At 28.8% G+C, this 14824-nt stretch carries 12 protein-coding genes; 5 read left to right on the forward strand and 7 right to left on the reverse strand.

What is annotated here, in order from left to right:
- Nucleotides 1–382 precede the first annotated feature (382 nt).
- Entirely contained in the window at nt 383–976 is a 594-nt protein-coding gene (locus DAD81_RS17345; RefSeq protein WP_245949343.1) for a reverse transcriptase domain-containing protein, read from the forward strand.
- Between the two features lie 256 nt (nt 977–1232).
- Here the strand turns inward: DAD81_RS17345 and DAD81_RS17350 are convergent, their stop codons facing one another.
- From DAD81_RS17350 to DAD81_RS17375, 6 genes are all read right to left on the reverse strand, one after another.
- Nucleotides 1233–2609 (reverse strand): TlpA family protein disulfide reductase, encoded by a 1377-nt coding sequence (locus DAD81_RS17350; RefSeq protein ID WP_111709581.1) that lies wholly within the window; start codon nt 2607–2609, stop codon nt 1233–1235.
- Nucleotides 2610–3051: 442 nt separating this feature from the next.
- On the reverse strand, nt 3052–4275 hold the full coding sequence (locus DAD81_RS17355) for a thioredoxin domain-containing protein (RefSeq protein ID WP_111709582.1): 1224 nt from the start codon (nt 4273–4275) through the stop codon (nt 3052–3054).
- A gap of 14 nt (nt 4276–4289) precedes the next feature.
- Nucleotides 4290–5351: a TlpA family protein disulfide reductase gene (locus tag DAD81_RS17360; protein WP_111709583.1), complete on the reverse strand. Its 1062-nt coding sequence runs from the start codon at nt 5349–5351 to the stop codon at nt 4290–4292.
- A gap of 86 nt (nt 5352–5437) precedes the next feature.
- On the reverse strand, nt 5438–6850 hold the full coding sequence (locus tag DAD81_RS17365; protein ID WP_111709584.1) for a RagB/SusD family nutrient uptake outer membrane protein: 1413 nt from the start codon (nt 6848–6850) through the stop codon (nt 5438–5440).
- An 11-nt stretch (nt 6851–6861) separates the two neighbouring features.
- Entirely contained in the window at nt 6862–10347 is a 3486-nt protein-coding gene (locus tag DAD81_RS17370) for a SusC/RagA family TonB-linked outer membrane protein (protein WP_157961171.1), read from the reverse strand.
- A 149-nt stretch (nt 10348–10496) separates the two neighbouring features.
- Nucleotides 10497–11645: a FecR family protein gene (locus DAD81_RS17375; protein ID WP_111709586.1), complete on the reverse strand. Its 1149-nt coding sequence runs from the start codon at nt 11643–11645 to the stop codon at nt 10497–10499.
- Nucleotides 11646–11746: 101 nt separating this feature from the next.
- On the opposite strand from DAD81_RS17375, the gene DAD81_RS17380 reads away from it, so the two are divergent.
- Genes DAD81_RS17380 through DAD81_RS17390 form a run of 3 tightly spaced genes read left to right on the forward strand, consistent with a single transcriptional unit; the run spans nt 11747 to nt 12830 of the window.
- Nucleotides 11747–12292 (forward strand): RNA polymerase sigma-70 factor, encoded by a 546-nt coding sequence (locus DAD81_RS17380; protein ID WP_262511285.1) that lies wholly within the window; start codon nt 11747–11749, stop codon nt 12290–12292.
- Nucleotides 12293–12350: 58 nt separating this feature from the next.
- Complete coding sequence (locus DAD81_RS17385; RefSeq protein WP_111709588.1) at nt 12351–12635, forward strand: hypothetical protein; 285 nt, start codon at nt 12351–12353, stop codon at nt 12633–12635.
- A 45-nt stretch (nt 12636–12680) separates the two neighbouring features.
- Nucleotides 12681–12830 (forward strand): hypothetical protein, encoded by a 150-nt coding sequence (locus tag DAD81_RS17390; protein WP_157961172.1) that lies wholly within the window; start codon nt 12681–12683, stop codon nt 12828–12830.
- Between the two features lie 8 nt (nt 12831–12838).
- Here the strand turns inward: DAD81_RS17390 and DAD81_RS20750 are convergent, their stop codons facing one another.
- On the reverse strand, nt 12839–13006 hold the full coding sequence (locus tag DAD81_RS20750) for a hypothetical protein (RefSeq protein WP_157961173.1): 168 nt from the start codon (nt 13004–13006) through the stop codon (nt 12839–12841).
- Nucleotides 13007–13327: 321 nt separating this feature from the next.
- On the opposite strand from DAD81_RS20750, the gene DAD81_RS17400 reads away from it, so the two are divergent.
- On the forward strand, nt 13328–14815 hold the full coding sequence (locus DAD81_RS17400; protein ID WP_111709591.1) for an arylsulfatase: 1488 nt from the start codon (nt 13328–13330) through the stop codon (nt 14813–14815).
- The last annotated feature ends 9 nt before the right edge of the window (nt 14816–14824 follow it).

Consider the following 14824-nt stretch of genomic DNA (forward strand, 5'->3'; position numbering starts at 1 on the left):
AGAAGATGTCATTACCTGGGGAGGTCTCTGTAATCACGAGTTGATAAAGCAGAGAAGTCAGCAGAAGTCATAGTAGTCAGAAACCTGATAAACTGATGAAGGACAGAACGATAATGGTCTTTAATAGACAAAGGAGCGGTTTTATACCACGGATAGTTTTCCATTAAAATAGTAGCCTTTGATTAAGCGAGACAACAAGTCAATTATAGTATTAATGATTAAACAATTAACAAGTAAAAAGAATCTAAACGAAGCCTATTTGCAGGTGTATCGTAACAAAGGAGCAACAGGAGTAGATTGTATTGGGGTAACCGAGTAGAAATCTACTTTAAAAGCTCACGCAAGTTACTATACCTATCAAATAGAAAGGGAGCGCTATCAGGTGTCTCCAATACTAGGAGTTGAAATACCAAAGAGCAACGGGAAAACGAGGTTACTCGGTATTCCTACGGTTGTAGATAGGGTATTTCAACAAGCATTACATCAAGTATTGCAACCTGTATTTGAGCCAGACTTTCAAAGGCATAGTTACGGATTCAGACCAAACCGTAATGCTCATGGAGCTATTACACAAAGCCTAGAAAATATTAATTCAGGATATCAAGATATTGTAGATATCGACCTTAAATCATTTTTTGATGAAGTCGAGCACTATGTTTTACTAGAATTGATATACAAAAAGGTAAAGTGTAAAGCTACTTTGAAGTTATTGCGTTGTTTTCTACGAGCACCAATATTAATAGGAGGTAAATTACAAAAGCGAAGAAAAGGCGTTCCGGAAGGTTCACCGTTAAGCCCATTACTTTCTAATATTCTACTCAATGAGTTGGATAAAGGGTTAGATGTCCGATATTTAAGTTCTGAAACAAATGGAGGTTTTACGGGTGTATATTTAGGCCTATATGCAACTTCTAAAAACAAGACAACCAAAACATACGCCGATTTTGACTCATTTAATTACGTTCCAAAAATATAATTAAAACATTTTTAAGAATTAAAAAACCGTAATTAGCTTAAACTAGTTACGGTTTTTAAATGAAATTGTGGAACAGTTATTTCTGCATCTTTATCTTCTTTCAATAATTAAGAATTAGTATTCTATTAGATTCAACATGAAGCGCTGTCTCTATTTTTGTCACATGGCATGATTTAATAATTGGATTTATTACACCATACAATAGCGTTCATTTATCCGCCATTTATTAATAATTATTGAATTTTAAAATATGCGGTTATATACTTAATTGATCAAATAATTCTACTAATTCTTTTTCAGAAGGTCTAGGCGCATTTGCTTTAACAATTTTACCTTCAGGGTCTAAAAGAATAAATTGAGGAATACCCATGATTTTATACTCGCTAATAAAATCAGTGTTAAAATCGTTATCGGTTATTAACTGAATACCTCCTAATTTTTCATCGGCAATCATTTTTTTCCATTTATCTTTATCCTTCTGTTTATCTGTTGAAATACTAACAAACTGAATATTTTTTCCATGGTATGTTTCTTCTATTTTCTTAAGAAAAGGTATCTCAGCTTTACAAGGACCACACCAAGTTGCCCAAACATCTATATATACATACTTCCCTTTTAAATCATCTAAAGAAGTGGTACCTCCTGCATAATTCTCATAATTCTCAAATTTAGGAGAAGGCTGACCAGCATCTAATACTTTTAAAGACTCAAACAATTCTTTTGCTCTAGCAATATGAGTTTCATTAGTTGATGTTTTTAAAAATTCATTTAAGTCTTTCTCTTTGTCTTTAGACATTGACAATTTCATTGGCATGTTTTTATATAACTCTCCATTTCTTATAATTTCACTTTTCAATTCAGAAAGCGCTTTAGATTGAGCTTCATAGTAAGGCAGAGAATCCTTTTGATAAAACTCATAAATTTTACGTTGAATATCTTTTCCAACCATACCTTGGTAATCTGAAGAATACAAATAGTCTTCTCCATTATCAAAAGACAATTCAGTTAATTCCTTATTAAAATTCTCTGAAGTTTTAAATTCTCTATTACCACTTAAGTAACCATACATTTGTTTATAGTTGACTTTTTTTGCTAAACGCCCATAATTAATTGCACGAACTTCCTTTTCTATAATATCTTCTGGAATATTTTTTAATGCTTTTAAATTACTTTCTAAATCATTTTGAAAGTCCACTATTTTAGCTTCAAAGGCTGTTTCTTCAACATTATAATTTGCCTCTCTGTTCATCATAAAATCAAATTCTTTATTTGCTTTATAAGCGTAATAATTATTTAATTCTATATTATCTCCTGAAAACTTTAATGTTTCATTAAACTTTTTAGCATCTACATTAAAATGTATTTCGTTTCCTTTAGCCAAATAAGGTGCAATTCCACCTCGTTCAAAACGAATTTTATACAATCCATTCTCAGGAATATAAAGTGTATCGTTAAATATCCCGGTATCCATTACGTTAATGGTTTTTGCAAAACCATTTAAAGAACTAATTTTTAATTCTCCTCCGTTGGTATTACTAATATTCCCCGAAATAATAACATAATTAGCAGGTTCTTCTTGTTTGCATGCCCAAAGCACCAAAAGCGTTAAGCCAAATATTAAATGTTTTTTCATATTTATTATAAATTAAAGTTATAAGTGTTGATTAATAAGATTTTATAAATCCTTCGAGGAAGGTATTTGTGGAACTACATCTACTCTGATAAAAATTTTGTTTACCTAATAGCCTTTTTATAACTCCACGATTAACAATAAGTCCAAATCAATTATTCATTCATTTTTTAACTAAAAAAAATACTTGATAATACAATACAGTTAAAAATTAAAAATGTTACTATTGTTTATTAAAGTTTATTGTAATGGCCAATATTTATATAGTTGCTTAAAAACTAAAATACCCTTGCTTTGAAAATGTTAATTTATCGCCAAAATTAAGTCACAACCATCCGGTATCATTTGATTTTTAAACACTTACACGCAAGTACTAAATTAACATTAAATTTATTCCGATTATTAGATCTAATAAAAATTAACTGGAATAAAATAAATGTAATTTCTATAAACTTTCAATTGCATTAATAACTCTTGATATTGAGGGATGTGCATTAGTTCCTCCAGCTTCTTCATTTGTTTTAAAAAAAATGTTAAAATGATTTAAAGCCTTTTCTTTATCACCTTTTTTCAAGTAAAGTTTTGCCAATAAAAAATTACCCATAATTAAACCATCATTATTATCGTTTACAAGACTATGTCCAATTTCAAGAGCCTTTTCCAAAGATTCTTTAGAGCCTTCAAATTTAGGGTTTTTAACTACCTGATCACCAATATCATGAATGACGTATACATATTGAGGGGTTTCTTTTAATTTATCAGCTTCTTCCAACTTTACATCAAACCATTTATTAAATTCTTTCTTAGATAAATAGTAAGAATAAACAAGATTTTTTTCTAAATTATCTTGATAATTGGAAACATAATCTTGCTTACATTTTTCTATTGCAGCATTTAGTTCTTCTAAATTATTACAACTTTCAGCCACTTTGTTTAAATAATGTCGAATAGCACCTCCTAAAACACTAAAATATTGCATTGAATCTACTTCTTTAGTTAAAAGTTCTTCTTGATTCTTTAAAACATAGTTGTATTCCTTTGAATTATACGCTACATTAGAATTGGCTAATACTTTAAACATTTCTTTATTCCCAAATTTTTCAATAGGTAAACTAGAAACTAATGCTTTTGATACTTTTTCACTCTTAACTTTTTCATATGCAACATCTAATAAATCAATATAATTTAAAACAAAGTTTAGTTCTCTTTCTCCTTCATCATATTTTTTAGAAGCTACACTTATTCGTTTATTTGGATCAAGTGCATTTTGTGCTCCACTTACTAAATCTTCAGCAGATTTCCCTCCAACTATTTTATGAAGAATTTCACCATTAATATCAACAAATAATAAAGTTGGATATGCTTGCACACCATATTTTTTGGCAATATAAATACCTTCTCCTTTTTCACAATCCAATTTAAGACTTACAAAATTTTCATTAAAAAAATCCCCCACTTCTTTTTGTGGAAAAATTTCTTTTGTCATCCATTTACAAGGACCACACCAAGTAGTATAGCAATCTATAAATACAATTTTATTTTCTGTTTTTGCTTTTTCAATAGCTTCATTTAAAGAACCATGCTCAAACTTAACCCCTTGCGCAACTATTGTTGTAGACATAAGATTAACTATAAATAGAAATCCTATTAATTGTTTTACTTGTTTCATTTTTTATATTTTATTTAATCAAGTATTTTCTTTAACTCCTCTGTTAAAACATTATGATAATCATGTTTGTAAATGATTTCACCAGCTGGAGAAATTAATACTAAATGAGGAATAGCAGTAACTGCATATTTTTCAGACACATTAGCGCTGCTATTATCTAATAATTGAGTCCAAGGAAGTTGATGCTTTTTAACAGCTTCAACCCATTTATCTTTATCTGTACTAATACTTACAATAGATAATTGATCTTCTGTATAATATTTTCTTATTTCTTTTAATTCTGGAAAACCTTTTATACAAGGGCCACACCAATATGCCCAAAAATCGATAAGTACATATTTACCTTTATAGTCTTTTAAAGAAACATTATTTCCTTCAAAAGATTTTAAATTAAATATTGGCGCTTGTTGACCTAAAGCAACTTTTTCCAAATTATTTTTTCTGTTAACTAACATTTTTAAGTTGTAATTATTATAAACAGATTTATCAAAATCAGAAAGAATGGTTTTTATTGTTTCTAAATCCGCTCCCCAGAAATATTTTTGAATCATAACAGCCAATTGATGACTTTTAGGGTTTTCTTTTATAGCTTTTAATAAGTTAGAACTATAATTTTCTTTAAATATAGAGTCTGCTGCAGATAAAGACCTACTGTATTGAATTTTTTGAAATTTAGAATATCCCAATAAACTATCCAATCTTTCAAACTCATTTTGTAAAACATTATTTTTTACAATAATTTTGTTATCTACAATAGAAAGATCATATACGCCAGGACCAGTAAATAACTCAGTACTATACTTTTTTTTATCAATCAAAACATCTATAGCACGTAACACTTTTATAGTATCTAGTGTTATGCTTGTTAAATTTGATTTTATTGGCGTTTTAATTGATAAACGCTCAAATTCTTCTAAAGTAGATGCGTTTTGATATGGTTTAATAACAATTTCACCCGTTTGTACTGCATCTAAATTAAGATTAATAACACATGTGTCATTTATAACTTTATTTTCATTATTACAAGATGTAATAATAGCGCCTACTATTATTAATATTAATAATTTTATTTTCATTTTATTAAGATTATGAATTGATAATACACCACCATACTTTTTTAGTATAGTGGTGTGAAGTTTAATATAAGTTTTGTGGTAAATAATTAATCTCTGATATTTTCTCCTATATCAGGCGACGCAAAAATATACTTTTTAGCAATTGGAACTGCCCAATTATTACTTCCTGCGTTTAAAGTGTAAGTTTGTCCTTTAAGATTACGAGTTAAAGATATATTAGCGTTATCAAACTCATTATATCTCTTAAGGTCGAAAAAGCGCAATCCGTTACCTGCCAATTCTATTCTTCTTTCTTTTTTTACAAGATTTAACACCTCTGTTTTATCTGTACTAATTATAGGAGTATAAGTTCCTTCTTTAAATCTATTAATCCGTAAAGTATTAAGGTCGTTTACTGCATCTGCTACAAAATTTAATCTTGCATTACATTCTGCTCTTATTAATAAAATTTCTGGTACCGTAAAGCCTACTGGTCTATAATTATTAAAAAATGAATAACCTAAACAATTACCCGGTTCAGGAATACCGAAGAAAAACGAAATAGGAGCATATAAAGTTTGTCTAATATCATTTGCCTCATAAAGATTATATAATTCATCTGAAGCAATTAATAAATTATATGTACCTGTTGATCCTTTTAACCACAATACTTGTGCATCATCTTGTGGTTGATCTAAATAAAGTACATTATAAAAAAAACTATAATCATTATAATTATTAATGGCACTATGAATACTTAATGAGCTTGATGCAGCCTCTAATGCGTCTTCATAATTTCCCATATATAAATTCAAACGAGCTAAAAAAGCATAAGCACTAGCTTTTGTTGGCCTATGTTTGTAATCATTAGATTCTGGCTTATTTGGTAAATTTTCAATAGAAGTTCCTATATCATCTAGCATTAAGTCATAAATTTCTTGAACTGAAGCTCTAGATAAATCAGCTCCTTCTATTTGAGAGTCTAAACGTAAAGGCACAGCCAAATTAGTTGCTGCTGAACTTGGTCCATAATGTAAACCATATATATTTACTAAAGAAAAATAACTAAAAGCACGTTGTATTTTTGCTTCAGCTAAAAGTTGTAGTTTTGTTTCATTGGTTCCGTTTTCAGCATCCATTATTTCTTCAATTACAATATTAGCAGCATAAATTTGTCCATATAATTGCGCCCAATCGTTATCTTCCTCATTTTCTTGAAAAACATCATTGCTCCAAGTAAATTGATTAATTGAAGTTTGATTAAAACTACTAAGTGTATTATCTGCTATAACAAAATCATCAGACATGTAATCTGTATTTGCATAACATTCACCAAAACCTGGAGATATTTTTGGAAAACCATTTCCATTTCTATTCACTTGATCTAATAATAAACGATAATCTTGAACATTTGTTGGTATAATTAAGCCTTTTGGTTTTATATCTAACCATTCTTCTTTATCACACGAAGAGAAGACTAATAAGACTCCTAATAATATTAAGTTATATATATATTTCATGATTTTATTTTTTAAAAGTTAGCTGAAAAGTTTAACGTATAGGTAGGGTTGGTAGGTAATACTAAGCTTTCAGGGTCTTTATCCCATTTATTAAAATTAATTAACCCTAAATTTCTAGCTTGGGCACTAATACTAAGATTGTTAAGTCCTATTTGTTTTAAAAGTTTTGAATCAAAATTATAACCTAAAACAACTTCTTTAAATCGAATATGAGAAGCTGAATCTATAAATTGATTTCCGTTAGCATATGTAGAATAACCTATTGTTGCATCTCCACTAGTTGTAGGTATTCTTGGTATAATAGTAGTATTCTCATCTCCAGGATTCTGCCATCTATTCTCAAAATCTTTATGGATATTAGCATCTATATACTGATTTCGGTTGTATACAAGGATATCTGTATTTCTAAAAACATGTCCTAACTTATAAGTTATTAAAGATCTTAAATAGAAATTTTTATAAGATATATTATTTATCCAAGCACCATAATATTTTGGAGTAGTAGTACCTCCATAAACTAATGCTTCTGGATTTACTATTCTAGCATCTTCTTTTATTCCATTTACTTCAGTTTGGCCATTTACATCAATTAGTTGTCCATTTTCATCAATAGTTAATGGGTCTCCATTAGCATCTAAACCAGCAAACTGATAGCTGTATATATACCTTAAAGGCTTATTGTTTAAAGGTTGTGAATTTAAGTATGTATCAATAGTTTGTTCTGGAACATCCACTTCGGTAACCTCGTTTTTATTATAACTAAAGTTTAAAGTTGTATTATACTTAAATGCACTTTTATCAAGCACTTTAACATTTGCATTAAAATCGAAACCTTTATTTTCCATTTTACCTGCATTTATTATAGCCGAATTAAACCCATAAACAGATGGAAAAGAAACTGGAGCTAAAAGATCTTCACTTTTTCTAATATAATATTCTATTCCACCATTTACTATCCCGTTAAAAAGACCAAAATCTACACCTAAATTTGTTACATATACTTTCTCTAATCTTAAACCAGGATTTTTAACATCTGAAATAAAAGCAAATAGTATATCTGCAGGATAACCTCTAGATACTGTAGCTTGTAAAAAAGGACTTGTACTATTATCTGAATTTCCATTAACACCGTAAGATACCCTTAATGAAAGTCGGTCTACATTACTGGCATTGTTCATAAAATTCTCTTTGTGTAAATCCCATTTTCCACCAAAAGAATAAAGAGGCACTTTTCTATAATTGTTACTAGCACCAAATAAATTAGTATCATCTAATCTAATACTACTTGTAAAAGTATACTTGTTGTTATAAGTATAACCAACATTTGCATAGGAAGATATATATCTATCTTCATCTTCAGAAACCGTATTAGGGTTATTAATACTTCTTGTCCCTGTAGCAGGTGTTACAAGTACTCGTTCTCCAAAAGCTACATTAACAGATGATAATGATTGAGGATCGTAACCATAAAGACTTAAACTACTACCATTGTATAACTCTTGTCTTACTTCATAACCTAATAAAGCATTAACTTTATGCATACCATCGTTAAAAGATTTATCGAAATTCAATTGCAATCTACCTTGATGTGCCTTATCTATCCTATTTTGAGTTGAAAATAAGCTTCCCTTACCAACATGACTAACCAATCCGTTAGTGGTTGTATCAAAAGAAGTGTATGTATTTACCAAATTTCTAGCTGAATATGTGTTTTCGTTTGATAATTGAGTAGAATTAATATTAGACCACTCATATTGATAAGAACCTTTAAGAGATAAAAAGTCAAATATATCATATTCAATAGATGTTTGAATCCTCATTAAAGTGGTGCGACTTTCGTTATTCTTATTATCAAATTCTTGTTGAAGATTATAATCCCAATTATAAGGATATCCTTCTGCCACTTTTAAATCTTTAAAATCTTGGCTAATACCTCTTGGTTGTGGAATATAATTTCCTTGATCATCTAAAATACTTTGATATTGAAAAAGTGTTGAATAATCTGATGAAGTCATTCCATTTGAAGTTCCTTTACTTGTTGTAAAATTAATATCTGTATTAACCGTAAATTTCGAACCTAAATCAAAACTATTTCTCATACTAGCAGTTAACTGATCTGATTCGTTACCAGCAAAGAATCCTGAATTCTGATTCTTATTGTATGATATAGACCCTCTATAAGTGCTATTGTTTCCTCCTCCACTTACTCCAACATTATATTGAGACCAATATTCATCATCCATAAATAATTTTGAAAATTCTTTTCTACTATCAATTCCTCTCAAACCATCAATAATAGCATCTGCCTGACTTTGGGTTATTTGACCGTCATTAAGTAATAAATACGTTTCCAACCCTTTACTAAATGCAGGTTGACTACTACCCGTTGGTAAAATAGCCCATTCATAATCAGCTTTATGTTTTTCATATTCTAAAAAACTATTTGTTGAAGCATACGGCAAATCTTGTAAATTATCTTTAGGTGTTACAGAAAAATTTGTAGATACATCAATTTGAGGTTTGCCATTTTTATTTCCTTTTTTAGTGGTAATAACAATTACCCCATTTGCAGCTCTAATACCCCAAATAGATGCTGCAGCAGCATCTTTTAAAACCGTAACATCTTTTATATCATTTGCGTTTATAGAATTAAAATCCTGCGTAATTGGAAAGCCATCTACCACAATTAAAGGATCATTAATTGCATTAATTGTACTAACACCTCTAATTGTAGGTCCATCTTGATCGTCAAATAAAACTCCCGAAACCTCTCCTTCTAATTTAGATAAAATATCTTGTGAAATTTTTGTATCTAAAACTTCCAATCCAACTTGCTGAAAAGATCCAGTAGTTCGTTCTTTAGATATTTTTTGGTAACCTGTACTAATTACAACCTCTTCTAAACCACTTACATTTTCTTTTAAAACTATGTTAAATTCAGTTTGATTCTCAATAATAAACTCTTGAGTAATATAACCAATATATGAAAATCGGATATAACCTCCTTTTGACGCTCGTACACTAAATTTCCCATCAAAATCTGTTGCAACTCCTTTAGCTAATTTATCTCCAACATTTCCCGTAATTACGTTTACTCCAGGCAATGAATTACCTTCCATGTCTGAAACAGTACCAGTTATAGTAAGTTGTTGGATTTCAATTTCTTCTTCAGAATTATTTTTAATAGGTATTTTCTTATTTAAAACAATGGTATTATCATCTGTTAAATAGTAAGTATATCCACTATTCTCCAAACTAAGATTTAATAATTTTTCCGTTTTAATTATCCCCTTTTTTAGTTTAATTAAAGGTGAATTTGTAAACAAATCTGTACTATAAATGAATGTATAATCAGTTTGACTATCTATCAACTCAAATACCTGATCAATGGTTAATTCCATATTACGGTTAATATTAATCTTTGAATTTTGTGAAAAACCATTATTTGGTGTAATTGCGAAGGTAAGTGTGCAAAACAAGAATATAAATGCTCTCATAATTGATTTAAATATTTTCTTTCTTATAAAAAGAAAAAAGCTAGTAAAATTAATTTCCATAAATTTGTTTGTTAGTTATTGATTAATAATTAATACTTATTTAGGAATGAAGTTAAAGTTGTAGGAGACCACGACTTCATTCCTTCTTTTTATTTTAAATAAATTTTATTTTCTTTAATTTCATATTTTATGTTATTTGTGTTTTTAAATGATTGTAAAATATTTTCAATGTTTTGATTTTTACTTAACACCCCATTGAATTTTATTTTAAATAAATTTTTATTTTCAATAATAAATTCAACATTATACCATCTAGATAAAAGATTAATTGTTTCATTAAAAGACAATTCAGAAAAACTAAAATAGCCACTTTTCCAGGATACAACATTTTTAACATCCACAGTTTTAATTAAAAAAGCATCTGTTTCTTTCGTGAAGACAAGTTGTTGATTTGGAACAAGCAAACTCATTTCGTTATTAGTTTTTACAGCAACTTTACCCTCAACTAGTGTTGTGGTCGCAATTTTTTCTTCCTTATAGGCTTTTACATTAAACTCTGTACCTAAAACTTCAATTTCTTGCTCTAATAAGTTAACTATAAAACTATCTCCATTATGATCTGTACTTGGTGAAACATCAAAATAAGCTTCTCCATATAATAATTCTATTTTTCGAGGTTCTCCTTCTTTAAAAGCAATTGGATATTTCAATTTTGAATCGGCATTCAACCAAACCTTTGTTCCATCAGATAATTCTATAAAAAATTCACCTCCCCTAGGAATTGTTAAATAATTATAAGCAAGCTTTTCTGCTTGTTTATCAATTTCAGATTGATAAACTATTTTTTTACCGTCTGAACTCACTTTATTATTTTTGTAAACCTTACCCTTTTCTAAAGCAACAGTTGAACCGTCCTCTAATGTTAGCGTAGCTTTATCTGTTCCAATTGGAATTTTGTTATCAATTACTACTTTAGAAGTAGTTTTAACCTGATTTTTAGTTAAAAAATATCCTGTAGAAATTAAAAGAATAATAGCAGCTGCATATTTTAAATACTTATACATTATTAAACTTTTAGGTTTCGATTCGATTTTACCCATAACTTCGTCCAAAGTGTTATTATAGTCAAACTTAACTTTTGAATTTATTAAATAATTCAATTCAACATATTCGTCAAAATAAGCTCTATTTTTTTCTATTTCAAGAAATTGTTTTAGTTTAACTTGCTCATCTAAAGTTGCTGTATTTTCAACAAACTTAATTATCAATTTATCAATGTTTTTATCCAACATCTTCATATTATTTAGTTATATGTAGTAATAATTATAAAAAACCCTCTATTTAATAGTTTTTTTTTCCATTTTTGTAGTTAAATAATAATTAAATAAATCATAAAATAATTTTAAATCAAGACTTAAATAGTGTCCATAAAAATTTAAAAGAAGGTAACGTTCTTTATTTTAAAGAGTTATATACCACTTACTACGAAAAATTATGTATTTATTCTTTAAACTACACCAGTGATAAAGAACTTGCCCAAGATATTGTTCAGGATACATTTATGTACATTTGGGACAATAGAAAGAAAATTATTATAACAACTTCTATCAATAGTTTTTTATATAAAATTGTTTATAACAAAATTATGGATTCTCACAGGGGAAAGAATAAAATGGATAAAACTCTTTTATCATATTACAATGAAGCTATTGATAAAGTGGTAGAATCTAATAGTGATTACAAAGATTTAAGATTAAAAAAATTAGAAGAGTGCCTTCAATTACTCCCAAAAAGATGTCAATTGGTTTTTTTAGAAAAGAAAGTTTCCGGATTAAAGAATAAGGAAATTGCCAGTAATTTAAACATCTCCTTAAAAACAGTAGAAGGTCATGTTTCTAGAGGTTATAAGTTTTTAAAAAGTTGTATGAGTGAGTCTTTAAATTAGTTTATACATCTCCTAAGCGTGTGTTTCTAACTATTGAGTTTACTGAGGTTCTAGTGTGATGGAATTCGAAGTTGATTTTCAGTCTGATAATTTCCGTTATAATACAGGTTTAAAAAATGCAATACTTGGTGTTCATTATTATAATTTGGCCTTAGAAGAGAATTGTTTTAAGAAAAAGTTACCCTTATTAAATTGTATTGTACAACAGAATTTTAATGTTTTTAACCATAAGTATAGCGTACTTATAAGAGGTAGTGTTGCCTATAAAACAACAAAAAACAGGTTAGATGTTACTTTATTACAAAACTTTGCAAATGCATTTTGGTTGGGTCATACTCATTAGTTTTATCAAGATATGTTTTATGCTAATAATGAAAACGCAAGGTTAATGGCTGTAGCAAGATCTGTATCTGGAAGTCCTGTTTATTTGTCTTATGAAACTAAAAATATTGATACAACATATTTGACGCCACTTACTTATAAAGATGGTCATCTTTTGAGATTAAGTATTTCGTATAATTGCTCTACTTACCAGTGAGACAGCTATTATAATGGCTTGTCCATAATTGGTCGTCCTAATAAATATTTACCAGCTTCCGGATATAAGTTACTTAGAATTGATGAAGAAAAAATAACGGTAAAAATGATTGAAGATGGTCCATTAATGTTATGGTCCAAAACAAAAGTTCCATCATCCGATAATTTTAAATTCACAAAAATGTCAAATGGTTTATGGCTTGGTGAACTATTGAAATCTACTAGTAATATGGAATATACAATTGTTAATTTATAGAGGTCTTTTTTTTGATTTTAACATAGTTTTCAGTGTTTAAGATGTAAATTCTATGGGATAATTATGTTGAATTATATTGTTTTAATACTATTTAGCATATGTGCAACATTTGTGGGTGTCAAATGAGAATTACAGAACAAAGGAAGTTAATACCTTTGAGAAAAACTATGAAATAGGTTTGTAAATACAAATCAAAATTTAACGGAATTAAAATTTAACTACACAACTTTATATAATTTAAAATGATTAAAACTACCACATCCATTTTAATATTATTGTTTTCAATAGTATTAATGTCATTTAATTTTTCTAACAATAAGAAAAAAGATTCAGTCACTTCATCTATTGAAGGAACTATAAGTAAACCAAATATTATTTACATTCTTGCTGACGATCTTGGTTATGGAGATTTAAGTTGTTACGGACAACAAAAATTTTCAACACCAAATATAGATAAACTAGCTTCTCAGGGAATGTTGTTTACACAGCATTATTCAGGAAGTACGGTTTGTGCACCATCTCGTTCAGCTCTTTTAACGGGTATGCATACGGGGCACACCGTTGTTAGAGGAAATAAGGAAATACAACCAGAAGGACAGTACCCAATACCAGATAATACATATACTTTAGCTGAAGTAATGAAAAAAGCAGGTTATACAACTGGTGCTTTTGGAAAATGGGGTTTAGGTTTTCCTGGTTCAGAAGGAGATCCTGTAAATCAGGGGTTTGATACTTTTTATGGATATAATTGTCAACGATTAGGGCATAAATATTTTCCAGATCATTTATGGTCTAATAGAGATTCTATTGTTTTAAAAGGAAATGAAAATTTAGGAAACAAAATATATGCACCGAGTGTAATTCACGAAAAAACCATTCAATTTATTGAGCAAAATAAGGATAAACCATTTTTTGCTTACGTGGCTTCTATTATTCCTCATGCAGAATTGGCTGCTCCAGAGGTTCTTATGGAAAAATATAGAAATAAGTTTTTACCAGAAAAGGTTTATAAGGATACCAGTTCTGTTGCGGAGTTAAAGAACGGTGCGTACCAGTCTCAAAAAGAATCTCACGCCGCTTTTGCAGCTATGATAGATTTGTTAGATCAGCAAGTAGGTGAAATAATGAATAAAGTTGAAGAATTAGGTATTGCAGATAATACAATTATTATTATCACATCAGATAATGGACCTCATAAAGAAGGTGGTGCTGATCCAAAATATTTTAATAGTAACGGTGTTTTTAAAGGAACAAAAAGAGATTTATATGAAGGAGGAATTAGAGTTCCTATGATTGTGAAATGGCCAGGAAAAGTAAAAGAAAATAGTAAATCAAATCATGTTTCTGCTTTTTGGGATGTTTTTCCAACATTTGCTGATATTACTGGTGTTGAAAAACCTAAAAATATAGATGGTATTTCATTTTTGCCAGAATTATTAGGGAATACTAAAGAGCAAAAAGAACATGAATATTTATATTGGGAGTTTCATGAGAAAGGAGGCCGTCAGGCTGTAAGAATGGGAGATTGGAAGGCTGTAAAATATCAGGTGCTTAAAAACCCAAATGCTCCAATTAAGTTGTATGATTTATCTAAAGATCCAGGTGAAAAAAATAATATTGCTACTCAAAATCCTGAAATAGTTTTAAAAATGGAGACTATAATTAAGGAAGCAAGAACTCCATCAGATGTATTTACATTTAGTCAGAAAACTTTTTTAAACGTTGATTAAGCAAAATAT

Source organism: Lutibacter citreus (assembly GCF_003260195.1).
In the GTDB taxonomy this organism is placed as follows: Bacteria; Bacteroidota; Bacteroidia; order Flavobacteriales; family Flavobacteriaceae; genus Lutibacter; species Lutibacter citreus.